This is a genomic window from Bradyrhizobium sp. T-1, assembly GCF_053592855.1.
This window is the reverse complement of record NZ_CM132115.1, coordinates 4,674,719-4,692,284: the sequence shown is the minus strand read 5'-3', so window position 1 is coordinate 4,692,284 and position 17,566 is coordinate 4,674,719. Positions and strand designations below refer to the sequence as shown.

General features: G+C 62.2%; 19 protein-coding genes and 2 pseudogenes. 12 read left to right on the top strand and 9 right to left on the bottom strand.

What is annotated here, in order from left to right:
- Nucleotides 1-143 precede the first annotated feature (143 nt).
- Nucleotides 144-749, top strand: a complete 606-nt coding sequence (locus ACWAT4_RS22835; protein ID WP_212443658.1) for a GNAT family N-acetyltransferase — start codon at nucleotides 144-146, stop codon at nucleotides 747-749.
- Between the two features lie 96 nt (nucleotides 750-845).
- On the opposite strand, the gene ACWAT4_RS22830 is transcribed toward ACWAT4_RS22835, so the two are convergent.
- The 3 genes from ACWAT4_RS22830 to ACWAT4_RS22820 form a co-directional block, all read right to left on the bottom strand.
- Nucleotides 846-1,151: a hypothetical protein gene (locus ACWAT4_RS22830; RefSeq protein ID WP_212299524.1), complete on the bottom strand. Its 306-nt coding sequence runs from the start codon at nucleotides 1,149-1,151 to the stop codon at nucleotides 846-848.
- An 85-nt stretch (nucleotides 1,152-1,236) separates the two neighbouring features.
- Nucleotides 1,237-1,536, bottom strand: coding sequence for a putative quinol monooxygenase (locus ACWAT4_RS22825; RefSeq protein ID WP_212299526.1), 300 nt, complete (start codon nucleotides 1,534-1,536; stop codon nucleotides 1,237-1,239).
- Nucleotides 1,537-1,559: 23 nt separating this feature from the next.
- Nucleotides 1,560-2,246 carry a DUF2161 domain-containing phosphodiesterase gene (locus ACWAT4_RS22820; RefSeq protein WP_212299528.1) on the bottom strand — a complete coding sequence of 229 codons (687 nt, stop codon included), beginning with the start codon at nucleotides 2,244-2,246 and terminating at the stop codon, nucleotides 1,560-1,562.
- A gap of 128 nt (nucleotides 2,247-2,374) precedes the next feature.
- Here ACWAT4_RS22820 and ACWAT4_RS22815 point away from each other — a divergent pair, with 128 nt between their 5' ends.
- Entirely contained in the window at nucleotides 2,375-2,722 is a 348-nt protein-coding gene (locus ACWAT4_RS22815) for a GrlR family regulatory protein (RefSeq protein ID WP_212299530.1), read from the top strand.
- On the opposite strand, the gene ACWAT4_RS22810 is transcribed toward ACWAT4_RS22815, so the two are convergent.
- Together ACWAT4_RS22810 and ACWAT4_RS22805 are read right to left on the bottom strand one after the other, a co-directional pair.
- Complete coding sequence (locus ACWAT4_RS22810; protein WP_212299532.1) at nucleotides 2,723-3,403, bottom strand: SDR family oxidoreductase; 681 nt, start codon at nucleotides 3,401-3,403, stop codon at nucleotides 2,723-2,725.
- 149 nt (nucleotides 3,404-3,552) lie between these two features.
- The gene (locus ACWAT4_RS22805; RefSeq protein ID WP_212299533.1) at nucleotides 3,553-4,296 is read right to left on the bottom strand and encodes a tyrosine-protein phosphatase; all 744 of its coding nucleotides are present in this window, start codon (nucleotides 4,294-4,296) and stop codon (nucleotides 3,553-3,555) included.
- Nucleotides 4,297-4,385: 89 nt separating this feature from the next.
- On the opposite strand from ACWAT4_RS22805, the gene ACWAT4_RS22800 reads away from it, so the two are divergent.
- Entirely contained in the window at nucleotides 4,386-4,694 is a 309-nt protein-coding gene (locus ACWAT4_RS22800; RefSeq protein WP_449728119.1) for an MliC family protein, read from the top strand.
- A gap of 111 nt (nucleotides 4,695-4,805) precedes the next feature.
- On the opposite strand, the gene ACWAT4_RS22795 is transcribed toward ACWAT4_RS22800, so the two are convergent.
- Nucleotides 4,806-5,009: a DUF2735 domain-containing protein gene (locus tag ACWAT4_RS22795; protein ID WP_212299536.1), complete on the bottom strand. Its 204-nt coding sequence runs from the start codon at nucleotides 5,007-5,009 to the stop codon at nucleotides 4,806-4,808.
- Nucleotides 5,010-5,544: 535 nt separating this feature from the next.
- Here ACWAT4_RS22795 and ACWAT4_RS22790 point away from each other — a divergent pair.
- From ACWAT4_RS22790 to ACWAT4_RS22765, 6 genes are all read left to right on the top strand, one after another.
- On the top strand, nucleotides 5,545-6,579 hold the full coding sequence (locus ACWAT4_RS22790) for a glutamine synthetase beta-grasp domain-containing protein (RefSeq protein ID WP_212428307.1): 1,035 nt from the start codon (nucleotides 5,545-5,547) through the stop codon (nucleotides 6,577-6,579).
- A 195-nt stretch (nucleotides 6,580-6,774) separates the two neighbouring features.
- Nucleotides 6,775-7,476, top strand: coding sequence for a GrlR family regulatory protein (locus ACWAT4_RS22785; protein WP_212299538.1), 702 nt, complete (start codon nucleotides 6,775-6,777; stop codon nucleotides 7,474-7,476).
- Between the two features lie 17 nt (nucleotides 7,477-7,493).
- A complete protein-coding gene (locus ACWAT4_RS22780) occupies nucleotides 7,494-8,177 on the top strand; it encodes a substrate-binding domain-containing protein (RefSeq protein ID WP_212428308.1) in 684 nt (227 codons plus the stop codon).
- 130 nt (nucleotides 8,178-8,307) lie between these two features.
- Nucleotides 8,308-8,775 carry a hypothetical protein gene (locus ACWAT4_RS22775; RefSeq protein WP_212428309.1) on the top strand — a complete coding sequence of 156 codons (468 nt, stop codon included), beginning with the start codon at nucleotides 8,308-8,310 and terminating at the stop codon, nucleotides 8,773-8,775.
- Nucleotides 8,776-8,831: 56 nt separating this feature from the next.
- Nucleotides 8,832-8,981: a hypothetical protein gene (locus ACWAT4_RS22770; RefSeq protein WP_212299541.1), complete on the top strand. Its 150-nt coding sequence runs from the start codon at nucleotides 8,832-8,834 to the stop codon at nucleotides 8,979-8,981.
- Nucleotides 8,982-9,107: 126 nt separating this feature from the next.
- On the top strand, nucleotides 9,108-9,812 hold the full coding sequence (locus ACWAT4_RS22765) for a GrlR family regulatory protein (protein WP_449731246.1): 705 nt from the start codon (nucleotides 9,108-9,110) through the stop codon (nucleotides 9,810-9,812).
- Between the two features lie 158 nt (nucleotides 9,813-9,970).
- Here ACWAT4_RS22765 and ACWAT4_RS22760 read toward each other — a convergent pair whose 3' ends face one another.
- The gene (locus tag ACWAT4_RS22760) at nucleotides 9,971-10,648 is read right to left on the bottom strand and encodes a hypothetical protein (protein ID WP_449728118.1); all 678 of its coding nucleotides are present in this window, start codon (nucleotides 10,646-10,648) and stop codon (nucleotides 9,971-9,973) included.
- 554 nt (nucleotides 10,649-11,202) lie between these two features.
- Nucleotides 11,203-12,024, bottom strand: a complete 822-nt coding sequence (locus ACWAT4_RS22755) for an ABC transporter substrate-binding protein (protein ID WP_449728117.1) — start codon at nucleotides 12,022-12,024, stop codon at nucleotides 11,203-11,205.
- A gap of 1,355 nt (nucleotides 12,025-13,379) precedes the next feature.
- On the opposite strand from ACWAT4_RS22755, the pseudogene ACWAT4_RS22750 reads away from it, so the two are divergent.
- Both ACWAT4_RS22750 and ACWAT4_RS22745 read left to right on the top strand, forming a co-directional pair.
- Nucleotides 13,380-13,478, top strand: a pseudogene (locus tag ACWAT4_RS22750) (PEPxxWA-CTERM sorting domain-containing protein); the annotation flags it as partial.
- 199 nt (nucleotides 13,479-13,677) lie between these two features.
- Nucleotides 13,678-14,397, top strand: a complete 720-nt coding sequence (locus tag ACWAT4_RS22745; protein ID WP_449728116.1) for a laminin B domain-containing protein — start codon at nucleotides 13,678-13,680, stop codon at nucleotides 14,395-14,397.
- A 107-nt stretch (nucleotides 14,398-14,504) separates the two neighbouring features.
- Here ACWAT4_RS22745 and ACWAT4_RS22740 read toward each other — a convergent pair.
- Nucleotides 14,505-15,769: pseudogene (locus ACWAT4_RS22740) on the bottom strand (lipoprotein-releasing ABC transporter permease subunit).
- 160 nt (nucleotides 15,770-15,929) lie between these two features.
- Between ACWAT4_RS22740 and ACWAT4_RS22735 the strand changes: the two are divergent.
- On the top strand, nucleotides 15,930-17,552 hold the full coding sequence (locus tag ACWAT4_RS22735) for an ABC-F family ATP-binding cassette domain-containing protein (RefSeq protein ID WP_212428417.1): 1,623 nt from the start codon (nucleotides 15,930-15,932) through the stop codon (nucleotides 17,550-17,552).
- Nucleotides 17,553-17,566: the final 14 nt, after the last annotated feature.

Sequence of the window (17,566 nt, the reverse complement as noted above, 5' to 3'; positions counted from 1 at the left end):
GGGTTGATTTTGTTAACGAATTAGTCGTTTGCGCTGCCTCAAACTTGAGCGGGTTCCCATCTTGAAAAACTTGCTGCGGCGCACAATATTGGAGGCCTAGGGATTCGAACGCCTCCTCGAGGGACACCAAGAGGAGTTTTGACGTGGTACTTGAAGATACCGTCCGCACCGCCCCCGGCTATGTGCGGACCCTGATCCAGCAGGAAGAATTGCCGCTGTTGCGCGATCACCTGCTGCGGCTCGATGCCCAAAGCCGGCACGACCGCTTTAACGGTTTCCTCGACGATAGTTTCATCGAGCGTTACGCAGCTCGCTGCGCCGAGGACGGCACCGTGATCGTTGCCTACATCGTCGATGGCGTCGTCCGAGGTGCGGCCGAGCTGCATCCGCCCGAGGGCGATTCGCTGCCCGAGGTCGCCTTCAGCGTAGAGACCCCCGCGCGCCGGCAGAATGTCGGCACCGTGCTGTTCAGCCGCCTGATCGCCGAAGCGCGCTGGAAGGGCTACAAAAGCCTGCGCATCACCACCGGTGCGGAGAACCATGCCATGCGCGCGCTCGCAAGGAAGTTTGGCGCTCACCTCGCTTTCCGCCATGGAGAATCCACCGGCACGATCGATCTCGCCAAGCCGCCCGAGGCTGAGCTTGCTGATCTTGCAGCCGCCCCGTTCAAGGCCGGCCGCGCGCTTCTCAGCTTCAACTCGACCTGCTGGAAGCTGATCTCCAGCATGTACGGCAATCGCGCGGCGTGAAATCCAAGGGCCTGAAATTCAAAGGCCCGAATCAACAAAAAAGCGGACCGGCTAGGCCGGTCCGCTTTTTTATTGAAGCTGCGAAGATTTAAAGGCTCAGGTGCCGGTGCGCTTGTCGTTGCCGAAGCGGCGGACGACACGGCGTTCGACCACGACCGAGCGCTGCGCCCCCTGTTCGCCGGCGATCACGCGCGTGGCGGTGATGCGGCTGTTGGTGCGAGCCTGCTTCTTGACCTCGGCGTGAACGACGTCGAGCGGCATCCCCATCAGCGCGGCTGCGATCTCGGCCTGCTGCTCCTGGTCGTCGGTGATGCCGACGGCGGCGAAGATCGCCTCGTCCAGGGTGGGCGGATCGTGGCGGACGCGCCGCGTGCCATATTTGGTATTCCAGTCTGCGCTCATAACGGCCTCATTTCGATGCCGGGATACCTAGTGCCCCAGATGTTGCATTGCAATATGAATTTGGTGTGGCATCTCAGCTATGCACTCACAACTTCTCAAGCCTGGTGGCATCGTAAAGTTCGAGCGTGGTCGGACCCGTGGCGAGCGAGCGCAGGATCCGGACGAATTCGCCGGACGCGGGTACCGCAAAATGGGCCAGGAGCGCGGCGCGGTCGGCCCATTGCTCGAAGAACACCAGCTTCAAGGGGTTCTCACAGTCGACATGGACCGCATGCGAGATGCAGCCGGGCTCCTGGCGCGAACGGTGGACGTGTTCGAGGCTGAGCCGGCGGGCCTCCTCGAATGTCTCGGGCCGAAGAGTTGCGCTGCCAGTCACCACGATCATGTCGTTCCCCAAAATGACGGCTGCTAGGGCAGGGATGCCTCGCGCGCGATGGTCTTGGCCGGCGCCTGGGGCCAGCGCTTCAGCGCCGCGTGGCCGGCCTCGGTCAGCCGATAGATGCCGCGCTCGGCGCGTTCAAACCAGCCGTAGACATTGTGCAGAAGAATCTTGCCTGCATCGGGACAACGTTCGCGCAATTCGCGCACGGGCCGCGGACCGCCTGCGAGCTCTGATGCGCAGGCCAGCGCCTGCTGCCGGTAGGCCGTCATGATCGGCGCGCGCGTGCTGCCGCCGAGCACGGGGTCCCCCTGGCGGCGCTGATGCTCGGCCACCAGCCGCGAGCGCGTTTTCGGCTCGCGGCGAGGGGCTGCCGTCGGCGGCTTCACCAGCACCTCGACCTGGCCATTGTCGGTCACGCCCAACATGCCGAAGCCGAGGCGACGGCAGAGGTTGCGGTAGCGCGTATCGCTCTCGCGGCCCTTGCCGCGGATCGACATCTTTGCGGCGATCCAGACCTCGTCGCCCGCCGGGGCGCGATCGACTGCCTGCAAGATCAGTTCGAGATTGAAGGCAAGCTTGAGCTCGCCGATCACCACCACCGGCGGATCGCCGGCGCTGAGGCCCACGAGATCGCAGCCGCCGATCTCGCCCTTCACGGAGAAGCCGAGCTCTTCGAGGAATCGTTTGACGGGGAGATAGAGCGCGGTTTCCAAGGCGAGTTTCCGATCGAAGAATCAGTTCGGCAGTCTAGCCCGGATCGGACTCGGACTGACGGGCATTTGCCCGGACGCGGTCAAGCCAGCTATATCCCCGCCCGGGGAACAAGCGGGCGCTGGCGAATATGACGATCAGGAACGGGCTTTATCACATCCGGATCGAGATGCTGGATGGCGTGCAGGGCGGCAATCAGGGCGTCATGGTGCTGCGTGACGGCACCATGCGCGGCGGCGATTCTTTTTTCTTTGCCTATGGCAGCTACACGTCCGCCGACGGCAAATGGAAGGGCGAGCTGACCAACGAGGAGCATTCGCCCTCGTTCGATGAGCGTCCGGTGTGGGGTCGCAAGGTCGTGACCATCGGCTTCAGTGGCACCTACACCGACGAGACTGCCTATGGCGAGGGCATTGCGCTCGCCGGGAAGCAGAGCATCCGTTTCAAGGGCAATCTACGGCTGCTGGTGCCGGATTGATTACACGCGTCCGCTCACCGGAATCAATGCACCCGTGACGCCGCTGGCGGCGTCGCTGACGAGGAACAGGATCACCTCGGCAAGCTCCTGCGGCGTTACCCATTTGGAGAAATCCGCATTCGGCATGTCGGCGCGGTTGGCCTTGGTGTCGATGATTGACGGCAGCACAGCGTTCACGGTGACCTTGCCCTTCCATTCATTGGCCAGAGCCTCGGTGAGGCGGTGCACGCCCGCTTTCGAGGCAGCGTAGGGACCCATGCCGGAGCCGGCCTGCAGTGCGCCCATCGCGCCGATATTGACGATGCGGCCTGCTTTTGAGGCGGCAAGATGCGGTAATGCCGCGTGCGAGGTGTTGAGGGCCGTCAGGACGTTCAGCGCATGCATGCGCTGCCACGTCTTGATGTCGCCGTCGCCGACGGTTTCGAAGGCAAAGCCGCCGGCGATGTTGATCAAGGCATCCAGCCCGCCGAAATGTTTCGCGGCAGCCTCGATCGCCGTCTTCGCTTGCGCCGCGTCGGACAGATCGACGCCACCGATCTCGATGCGCTCGGCCGTCGCGGGCATTTGAGGGGGCGCATGATCAATGCCGGCGATCCGCGCGCCGCGCGCCAGCGCGACGGCTGTGACCACCTTGCCAAGCGCACCGAGCGCGCCGGTCACGACGATGACTTTTCCCTGCACGACAACTCTCTCCGTCGTCTCACTTCCCGCCGACTTTTGCGCGAGGCGAATTGGACTTGCAATGGCGGCGGCATCAAGGCTGAGACATAGATGCAACTTTAGGGCGTAGGCTACCGCAAACTCCGACGGCGTGAGGCGTTCGGCGTCGCTTACGCCTGAAGATAGCGTTCCTTCAGCGCCGTCCGCTCGGATGCGCCTAGCTTGAGGCCGTCGCGCAAATAGGTTTCGACGTCGCCATAGTCGCGGCCGATGGCATCGAAAGCAGCATCGAGATAGGAGGCCTCGACCGAGCCGATCGCATCGAGGGCGTCGGCGGGCAGATCGGAGACGCTCGAAACGTCGCGTCTGTAGTGGCGGTTGGTCAGCAGATAGTCCTCCGCAATGACGTCCTCGGGTACGCCGAGCGCATGAAGGATCAGGGCGCTGGCAAAACCGGTGCGGTCCTTCCCTGCGGTGCAATGGATCACGAGCGGCGCGCGGTCTTCCAGGAGATGGCCGAACAGTGCGCGAAAACTGTGCGTGTTGTGGCGGACATAATTGCGATAGGACTCGCGCATGAGCTCGAGCGCGACCGCTCCAGTGAGCGCGCCCCTGGCGAGCTCGGTGCGCAGTGAGGCCACCACCGTCGGCTCGATCGGCAGCGAATGCACGGTGATTTCGTTCACCACGCAGATGCCGGTCGCACGCTCCTCGACGCCGCGGAAGTCGAACGCGCTTCTGACGCCGAGTTCGCGGACGACCTCGACGTCGGCAGCGGTGAGCTGGCCGAGATGGTTGGAGCGGAAGATGTGGCGCCAACGCGTGGTGCGGCCGTCCGTCGTGACGTAGCCGCCGAGGTCGCGAAAATTGCTGGCGCCTTGCAGGGCGAGGTGACGGGCAGGGGAATCTGTCATGGGCTCAGTTTGAGTTGTTGGGCTCAGTTTGAGTTATGGTTCCATTGGACGCACTCGGGGCGTCCTTGAAGTCTATTACGGGGGCGATCATGGGCCGGTACAAGGCCATTCTTTGGGGGATCACAATCCTGGCTGGAATGACCGGTGCGCGCCAGGCCGATGCGCAGACGTTCCGGACCTACCATTGCGCCGATGGTACCCAGTTCATCGTCGGGTTTTATGACTACGACAAGCGCGCCTTCCTCCAGATCGACGGCGAGCCGGTGACGCTTGCCAAGCAGCTGACGGTCTCGGGTGCGCGCTATTCGGGGGCGGGGATCACACTCACGATCGGCCGGAGCGGGGCCACCACGGTCAAGCACATGAAGCGGCCGGTCACGGCCTGCGCGGTGATCTGATCGCGCATCAGGTCCGGAATCAAAAAGGGCCGAAACGTCGTTGTTTCGACCCTTTTTCAAACTTCCGCCGGTGCTTCAAAGAGCGCGGCGGTCGCAAACCTGACGCAGACATCAGCGGTCCCATTTGGGCTTTGCTTCCTCGACCGCATCCTGGTGGTACCAGCTGTCGCTGCAGATCGAGACGTTCGCGGGGAGCGAAGCGTGATCGGCGGGAGGGCGGGTCTCGCCATAGCGGCGTCCGGCGAGAGCCGCGCGGCCCCCGACAGGGAATTGGTAGATCGTCGCAGATCCGTGACTCAGACCATTGTTCATCATTGCGATTGCTCCTTGGTCGAAGCGCCTTGGCCTCCATGGTGCGCCCGACTCGTTCGATTGTGGTTACTGGAATCCCCATATCGGCCGCGCATGGCGAATTGGAAAGTGCTGAAAAGGAGATCAGTTGCCGCACAATTTCTAGGCAGTCGTCTGCCTGCACCCCCTAAGGCACCGTGTTGGTGACTAACGCCTGGGCCATTCCAAAGGTTGCTGAGCAGGGGCCGGGCGCTTTGCGAAAGTTGCCGGACGTTGATGCGTGTTTCATCGGCAACCTGCGGCGGGGGATCGCCTGCCCCGGAATCAGGCGTTTTCCGCGGAAATTTTGCAGTGCAGCTTCACGCGAAGGTGCGCGGCTATGACGCATGTCGCCGTGGAGATGTTTCGGCCGGCGGGCCGGTTCCGTCCTCGGTGGAAAACCTCCCGTGCTGCGGCCTTTTGGCACGTAAAATGCTTATAAGGCGCTGGCCGATGATGGCCGGGTACAAACGTGCGGGGCTCTCAACCCCACCTTTCGCATCATCTACAGAGAGGCTCAATGACCAAGTATAAGCTCGAGTACATCTGGCTCGACGGATATACGCCGACTCCGAACTTGCGCGGCAAAACTCAGATCAAGGAATTCGCGTCGTTCCCGACGCTCGAGCAGCTTCCGCTTTGGGGCTTCGATGGCTCCTCCACCCAGCAGGCCGAAGGCCACAGCTCGGATTGCGTGCTGAAGCCGGTCGCGGTGTTCCCGGACGGTGCCCGCACCAATGGCGTGCTGGTGATGTGCGAAGTCATGATGCCCGATGGCAAGACCCCGCACGCCTCCAACAAGCGCGCCACCATCCTCGATGACGCCGGCGCGTGGTTCGGCTTCGAGCAGGAATACTTCTTCTACAAAGACGGCCGTCCGCTCGGCTTCCCGGCCTCCGGTTACCCGGCGCCGCAGGGTCCGTACTACACCGGCGTCGGCTACTCGAACGTCGGCGACGTCGCCCGCAAGATCGTCGAAGAGCATCTCGACCTCTGCCTCGCGGCCGGCATCAACCACGAAGGCATCAACGCGGAAGTCGCGAAGGGCCAGTGGGAATTCCAGATCTTCGGCAAGGGCTCCAAGAAGGCCGCCGACGAAATGTGGATGGCCCGCTACCTGATGCTGCGCCTGACCGAAAAGTACGGCATCGACATCGAGTTCCACTGCAAGCCGCTCGGCGACACCGACTGGAACGGCTCGGGCATGCACGCCAACTTCTCCACCGAGTACATGCGTACGGTCGGCGGCAAGGAGTACTTCGAGGCGCTGATGGCCGCCTTCGACAAGAACCTGATGGACCACATCGCCGTCTACGGCCCGGACAACGACAAGCGTCTGACCGGCAAGCACGAGACCGCGCCGTGGAACAAGTTCAGCTACGGCGTGGCTGATCGTGGTGCGTCGATCCGCGTTCCGCATTCCTTCGTCAACAACGGCTACAAGGGCTATCTGGAAGACCGCCGTCCGAACTCGCAGGGCGACCCATACCAGATCGCTTCGCAGATCCTGAAGACGATCTCGTCCGTGCCGACCGACAAGAAGGCTGCGGCCTAAAACCCTCCCGGCCCGGGCTGGGGGGCTGGCCCGGGTTGGTTTTCAATCCGCCGGAGCAGAACTGCTCCGGCGGATTTTTGCATTCGGATGACAACGGCTGTTGTGGGCTGGCGGCCATGCCGGTGTGACGCCTGTCCAACTCCGTCGAAACCGGGATAGAGTGTCCGCAGGATGCGCGGGCCGGGGACACGGCTGGTGTTTGAAGGCTTCTACAAGGTACGATTTCAGCTCGGCGACAGCATCGGCCGGAGCGTGATGCATGCCGGCAATGGCAAGATGCTCGGCGGCAATTCGGCGTTCGCCCATATCGGCACCTACGCCAAGACCGCGGATGGCATCGACATCGTCATCAAGACCGTCCGTCACAACCCTGATCCGAACTACCGCGCCATGGCCGGCACCGATGATGCGACCTTGATCGCGAAGGGTGTTGCCGACGGCGATCTCTATCGTTTCAAGGGTGAGCTGAAAGAGCTGCCCGGCGTTCCCTTTCAGTCGCTGATGACGCCGATCACGGAAGACGAGGTGCCGATCGCCGGTGGCGTCGGCGAGGGCGGCATCACCGACGGCCTCTACTCGATTCACCTGCGCATGCTCGACGGCGTCGATGGCGGGCTCACCGGCGTGATGCTGCTCAACCGGGGCCGCATCCTCGGCGGCGATGCTTCGTTCTACTATCTCGGCAGCTATACCGCCGCGAACGGCCGCTGGAAGGGGCAGATCCTCAACCAGGAGCATACGCCCGCCAAGGACGATCCGATCTTCGGCGGACACGAGGTCGGCATTGGCTTCTCCGGGAGCTATGACGGCGAAGGCGCGGTGCTGGAAGCAACCGCGCTCGCCGGCAAGCGCAGCCTGCGCCTGACGGCTGTGCTCAAGCTGATGCATCGCGCCTGATCTTACGGAAATCGCCGATGGAAAAAGTTCGTATGCTCTCCACGCTCGGCCTGATGGGGGCGATGCGAAGCCTGTCCGCCGCGTTCGAGGCCGCAACAGGCATTCACGTCGACGCCGACTTCGCGCCGACCCTGGCACTTCTGAAGCGCCTGCGCGCCGGCGAGGCCGCCGATCTCGTGATCCTCACGCGCGAGGGGCTTGACGAGGTGATCGGGGAGGGCCGGGTGATCGCAGATTCCGCAGCCGACCTCGCGCGCTCCTATGTCGGCCTTGCCGTGCGGACAGGTGCGCCGCATCCCGACATCGGCAATGAAGCTGCGCTGCGCGAAGCGCTGCTCGCGGCGCGGTCCGTTGCCTATTCGCGGCTGGGCGCGAGCGGCGTGTACTTCGCCCAGCTGATCGTGCGCATGGGTGTTGCGGCCGAGATCAACGCCAAGGCGACCATTGTCGAGCAGGGGTTTACGGCGGAGCGGCTCGTCAGCGGTGAGGCGGATCTCGCCGTGCAGCAGATCAGCGAGCTGAAGCAGGTCGAGGGCATCGAGGTGATCGGCCCGGTCCCGTACGAATTGCAGACGCCGGCCGTGTTCTCTGCCGGCCGCATGGCGAACGCGAAGCAGGCCGAAGCCGCCGACCGGCTGTTGCGCTATCTGGCATCGCCGGAGGTCGTGCCCGTGCTGCGACAGTCGGGACTCGAGCCTTGAAATGCCGGTGAGGTGAGGGCCTCGCTACGGGCGCTCGCGGTGGAGGGGTCGAGGCCGGCCTTGATCGAGCGCAAGGCTGCCGGCCGCCGTGCCGGCCTACATTGCGTCTTCATGGGAATGGAGACTTGCGATGAAGCTTCGGGCATGGATGCTGGCGCTGGCCGGCTTGGGAGCGGCGACGGCGGTGGCGGCGCAGGATCTGAAATCGCCGTCGGCGGACCAGTATGTGCCGCGGCTCGGCGACATCATGAGCGCCGCGCAAACGCGCCATCAGAAGCTCTGGCTGGCTGGCAAGGCGCAGAACTGGGAGCTTGCCGCCTATGAACTGCGCCAGCTCAAGGCGAGCCTGATCGAGGCCGCCGTGCTTTATTCCGGCATCCCCGTCAGCAACGTCACGACGCTGGAGCCGTCGCTGCAATCGACGTCCGACGCGATCGATGCGAAGGAGGGCCGCAAATTCGCTAAAGCGCTGGGCGATCTGACCGAGGGCTGCAATGGCTGCCATCGGTCGATGAAGCGCAGCTTCGTCGTGATGAAGGTCCCCTCCGACCCGCAGCCCTTCGCCAACCAGCAGTTCGCGCCGCAGGCGAGGCCGTGACGGAACGGACCAGGTGCGAAGCGGGTTGAATCGAGGCCACGACAGGAGGCGCAACCATGATCCGCAAGCTCGCATCCGGCGAATACCGGCTCTATTCCCGCAAGGTGAATCCCAAAACCGGCAAGCGCCGCAACCTCGGCACTTTCAGGAGCCGCGCCGCGGCCGAGAAGCACGAGCGCGACGTGCAATATTTCAAACGGCACTGATCCGCCTGAGGATCATGGCACGATCAGCTCCGCGAGCGGTCCCTGTGCGCTTAGGCCGGATGGCCTTGCTGCGCCGACAGTGCTAGGTAGCCCGCGATTCCTTTTGCTTTTTGCGGGTTCATGACTTTGCTGGACGGGCTCTACAAGGTTGAATACGGCATCCACGATGCGTTCGGGCGCAGCATCATGTGCCTGCACGACGGCAAGATGCTCGGCGGCAATTCGGCCTTTGCGCATCTCGGCACCTATTTCGAGCGGGACGGCGAGATCATCGCCGAGGTGATCACCGAGCGGCACAACGAGGATCCCCATTACAAGCCGCTGATGGGCGCCGATGTCGCCAGGATCGGCGCGCGCGGCCGGCTGAACGGCAACGAGATCCGTCTGAACGGCAGCGCGGACACCATGCCGGGCGGCAACTTCTGGGCCAATCTCACCCGGCTCGACGACGGCGCGTTGCCGCCCCGCGGCACGATCGGGGAAGGCAGCATCTCCAACGGGCTCTACGGGATGAGCCTGCGCGCGCTCGACGGCGTCGATGCCGGGCTCTCCGGCGTGATGCTGCTGATCGACGGCCGCATCCTCGGCGGCGATGCGTTCTTCTATTACCTCGGCTCCTACTCGTCGGCCGACGGCCGCTGGAAGGGCGAGATGCTCAACCAGGAGCACACGCCGGCGAAAGGCGAGAATCCGGTGTTCGGTGGCTACGAGGTCGGGATCGGTTTTTCGGGGACTTGCACGGACGACAGCGGCGAGCTCGAAGGCATCGCGCTCGCTGGCAAGCGCAGCCTGCGGCTGGCGGCCTCGCTCAGGCTGATGCGGCGGGCGTAGGGTGCTTGCTGACTAATGCGTGGTGTCTGCTTGGTTGTCAGAAGGTGGCGTTGGAGTCGATACTTCTGGACGTCGGCCTTGGGCCCAAAGGGAAGCAGACATCCCCGCGCTCAGGCACGGGCCACAAGCCGTCATCCGACGCTAACGCGCCAGTCCGTTCACGGCGGCAAGAATGCTGCTACTGATCCGACGACGTCGGTGCTGGCCGCCGGTTGATGGGATCGGGCGAAAATGAAACGAGATGTCACGGGAATATCCGCTTCGGATCGACCATCCTGGCCGATTAGGATCAATCCTGCACCGCCATTTGCCACATTGAGAATAATCGGCTCGCCGCTCCATGTCTTGATCGGCTCCATTCCGATGATGAGAAATTCCCCGATTGGCTGGTCGAAGTATTGGATGCGCAATTGCGGGCCAACTTCGGCCTCGGCAAGTTCAAGGCCGAGTTGCTGGGCGCGTGCGTAAACGCTGGCCAAGGTCACGGTATGGGACGTGAACCCAAGCTGCGCTGGCGATAGATCGACGAGCTCCACATTCGTCTTGCGAGAGCTAATGGTGAACGTCGGCCGAGCAAGGATTTCAGCAGCCTGACCACCGACATTGCAGCCCTTACTATCGAGCGCGTTGCGTAGCGTAAGAGAGTCGGGAAAGGTACCTATTGTAATCGTCTTCCATGTCGCAACGTCGCGAGCGGACTTGATAGGCTGTTGGGATGCGGGCGGTGAGCGCGCCTTGAACTTCAGCTGGTTCTGCAAGACGTCGCGGGCCGCGCATTGAGCGGACGCGGTGCTGGCGAAGGGAATGACGCAGGCGGCTCCGAGCGTGGAGGCCAAAACGTAGCGGCAAACTCGCCTTGCGCTTGATTGGTCATTACCTTGCGCGCACCGGGCGCGGCTTCTGAAAGGAGACATGGCGAATGGCTTTTTCTAAAGCGTTGGACGAAAAAGCCCGCCTCCGAGTCAATGGGAAGAACGGAGGGAAAATGGTGTCCAATGAGCATTCCCCCGGCCGACTTTGAAATGCGTCCGGAGGCGGGGCCTAAGGCTAAAGTCTTCCAATTTCCAAATGGCAGGCGGCAGTCCGTAAGCCTGATAACCCGCCCGCCTCATCAGCCCTAAGGGGAATGATGCCGTTGAAAGATAGCACCCGGAGCAGATCGGCTCAACATTGAAGTCGGCTGTGGGTCAAAGACCAACCAGTATGACCTTGATCGGGTTACCGTTCGGAAGCTACATCGCCGCGCTTTGGGCTGAGGTCAGCACGGGCCATCGGCGAACGCAGCATAATGGTGACAATGCTGCACTATTAGCGCGCTGAAGCGAACCCCATCAAACTTCTTCCTCACAATCAGATCGAACTAACGATTGCTCAATACTGCTTTCACCCGCTATTCAATCACCTCGTCGGTGCGAGCGAGCAGGGCGGGCGGCACGTTCAGGCCTAGTGCCTTCGCTGTCTTCAAGTTGATAACAAGCTCGAATTTGGTCGGCTGTTCGACCGGTAGATCGGCCGGCTTAGCCCCGTGTAGGATCTGGTCGACGTAATCGGCGGCGCGGCGGAAGAGAGCCGGAAGGCTCGCTCCGTAAGACATGAGCCCGCCGGATTGAACACCACCACTGACGCCCCAGATTGTCGGCAGCTGCGCGCCTAAGGCCAGCGCGTTGATCACAACTTGTCTGGCGTCGACCAATGCTTCGCTCGCGATGTAGAGCGCCTCGGCCCGTGCCTTCAGCCCTTCGAACGCAGGCGCGATATCCTGTTCGCCACGGATTTCCAGTGGAACATCCTTGACGCCAAGCGCGCGCGCCGCGACCTGGACCTCGGCCAGCTCCTGCCTAGCGGCCGGATAGGCAACATTGGCCAACACTGCCAATCGTTGGAGACCGGGAAGTAATTCTCGCAAAAGCTCGGTCCGTTTGCCCGCCAGATCGGGGCCTTGGATCGACAGGCCGGTCACATTGCCTCCCGGTCGCGACAACGTATCGACAAAACCACTGCCAACCGGGTCCACAGCCACGGCGAACACGACTGGAATTGTCGATGTCAACTTCCTGATCGCGAGGACCGCATTTCCTCCGGTCACAATGATATCGACCTTGAGACGGACAAACTCCGCGGCAATCTCGGCAATCCGGTCAGCGCGTCCATCGGCCCAGCGATAATCGATGGCAGCAACATTGCGGCCTTCGATCCAACCGAGTTCGCGCAACCTTCCTTCGAAAGCGGCGATGGATCTTGTCCAAGATGATTGTGCAACCGTCCCCAGGAAGCCAATGGTCGGCCGCTTTGGCGATTGCCCGCGCGCGCCGACTGTGCAGGCAACAGTCGCGCCCCCAAGCAGCGTGATGAACCCTCGTCGCCTCATGTCGCGTCCAAGATATAGCCGGGTATCTCAGGCCGCGAAACTAGCACATCAAAACACGCGGGATAGCTCTGTGGGATGGGAGCGAATCCATCAAACTTCGTTCTCACAATGAGATCGAACGAGCGATTGCTTGATACCGATTGCGCCCGTCAGGACGATGGGTTTCGCAAGAGTTCCTGTTGCGCGGTCGAAAGCTGGACCGGCTACACAGAACGAGCGATGCAAAACCCAAAGTATCAAGTTCGCGAAGCTCTCGGATTGTTGCCATCGATAATGCCCGCAATCGAACCGGCCAACCAGGAGGTCTTCACTATGACTCAGTTTGGCATTTTGGGACGAAAAGGACAGAAGCGCTGACAAGTACCGCTTGCAAGAGTTCTGCGGGAACCCTAGTCTCCCGGCGATTTAATAAGTTTAATTTGGCATGAAATGCCACTTAAGGACTGGGGATGCGACTTAAATTTTTGCTCGCCGCTGTCGTTGCTTTCTGGTCCACGTCCGCCTTGGCCAATACGGTTTTGCCGGATGGGATTGTAACTTCTGGCGCAGGATTCAACGGCATCACCGGCTGTTGCATCGGCGAAACCTGGAGTGCGATCTCAAGCCAATTCGGAACGACGTCCGTATCCGGGACGTCAGCGAACGGAGGATCCGGGCAAGCTGCTTTTACCGCGAGCACCTCTCCCTCAGCCCTGGCCACTCTCAGTTTGCAGGCCGGACCCACGAACGCTCCCTCCAGTGGCTACATGGGAGGAGCTGCGAGCGGGGCCGTCACTTACTACTTCGAAGTTCTGAGCTCTCAAAACCGAAACGTCACCCTGGATGTCAGCGCGGCGGGCCGGATCTCGGCCTCAGGCACTCTGCTGAACATCAGAGACGACTCCGCAATTTCCATGCTGCTCATCGACCGCGGATACGCGACGCAGGCTGTCGGCTCCGGTCTTCGACTCGGGCTCAATCAAACAGTGGATTGTTGCGGGGCGCCGCTTCACTCGGCAACCTGGTCCGAAACCGACAAACTTTTTACGGTCTCAACCAACGAGATCTATACGGTGACCTTGTACACCTATCTGTTTGCGAATGTTTACTTTGGCAAAAGCGCCTCGATATCGTCGTTCGTTGATCCGACATTCGCGATCAATCCTGCGACGTTCGACCCCGGTGAGCTGAACCTGATTTTCAGCCCCAATATCGGAGCCGTTCCTGAAACGGCGACATGGGCCATGATGATCCTCGGCTTCGCGGGTGTTGGCTTCATGGCATCTCGACGTCCCAAGAGGGCGATGCTCGCAGCCTGACGGTTTGCAGGTCTCGATATCGAACGATCCCTCGAACGAAGGACGCGCGCTTTCACCGCATCGGTTATGGAATCATCGGGCAGGCCCGTTCCGGCGTTGCACGAATTGATTCCCCGACCGGCGCAGGCATCGGGCCGACCCAATCGAAAATTCAGCCATAGCGCTCGTTCGGGCGCGGCGCATCTTTTGGGGTACAGGAATGGCGAGCTTGAGAACGGCTGCTGCTACGGCTCTTGCTGTGGCGATCTCGGTCAATACCGCGTCTGCGATCACGGTTTCGGAAAACTTCGACAACACGGCCAACGGTGTCAACGGCTGGATCGCGGCGGACGCGAATTCCTCGTTGGGTCTCTCTCCGTTCAATTCGCTGGTGTACAACGCGACAGGCGGCATTGGAAACAGCGGGTACATCTCCACCATCGATCCGAGTGCCGGAACGACAGTCTTCGTGGCTCCCAAATCCTTTGCCTCGAACATGACCTCCTATTTGGGCGGCACGCTCAGCTTTTCGCTGTTCGACGCCCAGCGAGCGGATATCAACTCGCCTGTCGTCATCGTCTATGGCGCCAATGGCAAGACGATCAGCTTCGCGCTTGGAGACCTGCCGAAGCCCGGAACGACTTTCACGCCCTACAGCATTGCGTTGAATGCGCGCGGATGGACGTTCTACAACGGCACTGATGTTAACGGAACGGTGCCGGTCAGCGCTGCCGATTTCGCTGGTATCCTTGCCGACGCGACCTTGACCATCCAGGCCGATTGGCACACCGGCGATGACAACACCGGATTGGACAGGGTCTCGCTCACATCGGCGGTTTCGGCCGTGCCTGAGGCCTCGACGTGGACGATGATGATCCTCGGCTTTTTCGGCACGGGGTTCATGGCCTACCGCAGGAAGAGTGCGCTGCGCTGGCTTTGACGGCACGACGGGGAAAGTTCGGCGAGGCCGCCCCTGAGCGGCCTTTTGCTTGGTGGGGCTCGCGCTTAACCGTGGCCACCATTCGCCGCTGCAGATCACTACCGCGACTAGCCTCCCTGACGCAGAGCCTCGACAGGATCGAGCCGCGCGGCGCGCCATGATGGGTAGAGCGTCGCGATGAACGACAGCGTCAGTGCCATGGTGACGACCGCCGCGGTTTCCAAGTAGTCGACGTCCGCCGGCAGCTTGGACAGAAAATAGAGTTTTGGCGGGAACAGGTCGGTGCGCGTCAACCAGGACATGAATTGTCGGATCTGTTCGATATTGACGCAGACGAGGAGCCCGACGACGAAGCCGACAAGCGTTCCCGCCACGCCGATTGCAGCGCCGGTGATCATGAACGTTCGCATGATCGCCCCCCGCGAGGCGCCCATGGTCCTGAGGATCGCGATGTCGCTGCCCTTGTCCTTCACCAGCATGATCAGGCCGGACACGATGTTCAGCGCGGCCACCAGCACGATCAGGCTCAGGATGAGAAACATCACATTGCGTCGACCTCGAGCGCGCCAAAGAAGGTCGCATTGCGCTGCCGCCAGTCGACCAGGAAGATCGGCCGGCCAGCGGCTTCCGCGACCGTCTTGCGAAACAGGTCGATGCGATCGGGATTGGCCGTGAACACCTCGATTGCCGTGACGTCCTGATTGCGGTTGAAGAACGCCTGCGCCTCCGTGATCGGCATGAAGATGACGCCCGCGTCATATTCGGACATCCCGATCTCGAACACGGCTGCGACCTGATATTTCTTGACGCGCGGCATCATGCCCATGGGCGTCACTGCGCCGCGCTGCGCAACGAGCGTGAGACTGTCACCGGCGTGGACCGAGAGTTGATCGGCGAGGACCTGGCCGATGGCGACGCCCTGGCCGTCGTCAAAATGTTCGAGTGATCCCTGCTTGATGCTGCCGGCGATCGAGGGAAGCGCATCGAGATCGGCAGCCCGAATGCCGCGCACCAGGACGCCGAAGGCGTTTGACGACGAGGCAAGGGCCGGACCGTCAACGACCGGTACCGCCAGACGAACGCCCTCTACCTGGCTGATGCGCTCAGTGACATCCTTCCAGTCCGTCAACGGCGTTTCCAGCGGCTGCGCCACGATATGCCCGTTGAACCCGAGAATCTTGCCGAGCAGTTCTGTGCGAAAGCCGTTCATCACCGCCATGACGATGATCAGCGTTGCGACCCCGAGCATGATGCCCAGAAACGAAAACCCGGCGATGACCGAGACAAACCCTTCCTTACGGCGGGCCCGCAGATAGCGTGCAGAGAGCATCCACTCGAAGGGGGCAAAGGGGCCGGCTTTTGCGGAATCCATCGCTATCTCGTCCGTCATCCGATCAGATCGTCATTCTCCCCTGATGTGGCCGGATTGGCTACGGTGGCATGCCGGGGGCGAAATCCGTACCCCGCCGGGCTTTCCCTTGGGGCCGGTATGGCCTATTACGCTGCAACGCAAAATTCCCCAAAAAGACCCCATGATCCGCCTCGACAACGTCAGCAAGCAAGCCGGCCACCAGATCCTGTTCATCGAAGCCTCCGCCGCCCTCAACAAGGGCGAGAAGATCGGCCTCGTCGGTCCGAACGGCGCCGGAAAGACCACCCTGTTCCGGATGATCGCCGGCGAGGAAATGCCCGACGAAGGGCAGGTCTCGACCGATCGCGGCATCACCATCGGCTATTTCAACCAGGACGTCGGCGAGATGTCCGGCCGCAGTGCCGTGGCCGAGGTGATGAATGGCGCGGGTCCCGTCAGCGAGGTCGCGGCCGAGCTGCGCCAGCTCGAGGCTGACATGGCCGACCCCGACAAGGCCGGCCAGATGGACGAGATCATCGCCCGCTATGGCGAGGTGCAGCACGCCTTCGAGGAGCTCGACGGCTACGCGCTCGACGGCCGTGCGCGCGAAGCTCTCTCCGGCCTCGGTTTCAGCCAGGAGATGATGGACGGCGACGTCGGCAAGCTCTCGGGCGGCTGGAAGATGCGCGTGGCGCTGGCGCGCATTCTGCTGATGCGCCCCGACGTCATGCTGCTCGACGAGCCGAGCAACCATCTCGATCTCGAGAGCCTGATCTGGCTGGAGAAGTTCCTGCACGATTACGAAGGCACGCTCTTGATGACCTCGCATGACCGCGAGTTCATCAACCGCGTGATCTCGAAAGTGGTCGAGATCGATTCAGGCTCGCTCACCACCTATACCGGCGATTACGAGTTCTACGAGCAGCAGCGTGCGCTGAACGAGAAGCAGCAACAGGCGCAGTTCGAACGCCAGCAGGCGATGCTCGCCAAGGAGATCAAGTTCATCGAGCGCTTCAAGGCGCGGGCCTCGCATGCGGCCCAGGTGCAGAGCCGGGTGAAGAAGCTCGACAAGATCGAGCGCGTCGAGCCGCCGCGCCGCCGCCAGAGCATTGCGTTCGACTTCCCGCCGGCACCGCGCTCGGGCGAGGACGTTGTGGCGCTGAAGAACGTTTACAAGGGCTATGGCGCCAAGCGGATCTATGACGGGCTGGATTTCATGATCCGCCGCAGGGAACGCTGGTGCGTGATGGGCGTCAACGGCGCCGGCAAGTCGACGCTGCTCAAGCTCGTCGCGGGTGCGAGCGAGCCGGACGAGGGGACTGTCGCGCTCGGCGGCAGCGTCAAGATGGGCTATTTCGCCCAGCACGCGATGGACCTGCTCGACGGCGAGCGCACCGTGTTCCAGTCGCTGGAAGATCAGTTTCCGACCGCGGGGCAGGGTAGCTTGCGCGCGCTCGCCGGCTGCTTCGGCTTCTCCGGCGACGATGTCGAGAAGCGCTGCCGCGTGCTCTCAGGCGGCGAGAAGGCGCGCCTCGTGATGGCAAAAATGCTGTTCGATCCGCCGAATTTCCTGGTGCTGGACGAACCGACCAACCATCTCGATCTCGCCACCAAGGAAATGCTGATCACGGCGCTGGCGGATTTCGAGGGCACCATGCTGTTCGTCTCGCATGACCGCCACTTCCTCAGCGTCCTGTCGAATCGCGTGCTCGAGCTGACGCCGGATGGCATCCACCAATATGGCGGCGGCTACACGGAGTACGTCGAGCGGACCGGGCAGGAAGCGCCGGGGTTGCGGAGCTAGCCGGGACGGGCGCC

Coding starts and splice junctions, on each gene's coding strand:
- ACWAT4_RS22830 (WP_212299524.1), bottom strand. CDS start 1,151: ATGAGCGCAGACTGGAATACCAAATATGGCACGCGGCGCGTCCGCCAC.
- ACWAT4_RS22825 (WP_212299526.1), bottom strand. CDS start 1,536: ATGATCGTGGTGACTGGCAGCGCAACTCTTCGGCCCGAGACATTCGAG.
- ACWAT4_RS22815 (WP_212299530.1), top strand. CDS start 2,375: ATGACGATCAGGAACGGGCTTTATCACATCCGGATCGAGATGCTGGAT.
- ACWAT4_RS22805 (WP_212299533.1), bottom strand. CDS start 4,296: ATGACAGATTCCCCTGCCCGTCACCTCGCCCTGCAAGGCGCCAGCAAT.
- ACWAT4_RS22800 (WP_449728119.1), top strand. CDS start 4,386: ATGGGCCGGTACAAGGCCATTCTTTGGGGGATCACAATCCTGGCTGGA.
- ACWAT4_RS22795 (WP_212299536.1), bottom strand. CDS start 5,009: ATGATGAACAATGGTCTGAGTCACGGATCTGCGACGATCTACCAATTC.
- ACWAT4_RS22790 (WP_212428307.1), top strand. CDS start 5,545: ATGACCAAGTATAAGCTCGAGTACATCTGGCTCGACGGATATACGCCG.
- ACWAT4_RS22780 (WP_212428308.1), top strand. CDS start 7,494: ATGGAAAAAGTTCGTATGCTCTCCACGCTCGGCCTGATGGGGGCGATG.
- ACWAT4_RS22775 (WP_212428309.1), top strand. CDS start 8,308: ATGAAGCTTCGGGCATGGATGCTGGCGCTGGCCGGCTTGGGAGCGGCG.
- ACWAT4_RS22770 (WP_212299541.1), top strand. CDS start 8,832: ATGATCCGCAAGCTCGCATCCGGCGAATACCGGCTCTATTCCCGCAAG.
- ACWAT4_RS22745 (WP_449728116.1), top strand. CDS start 13,678: ATGGCGAGCTTGAGAACGGCTGCTGCTACGGCTCTTGCTGTGGCGATC.
- ACWAT4_RS22735 (WP_212428417.1), top strand. CDS start 15,930: ATGATCCGCCTCGACAACGTCAGCAAGCAAGCCGGCCACCAGATCCTG.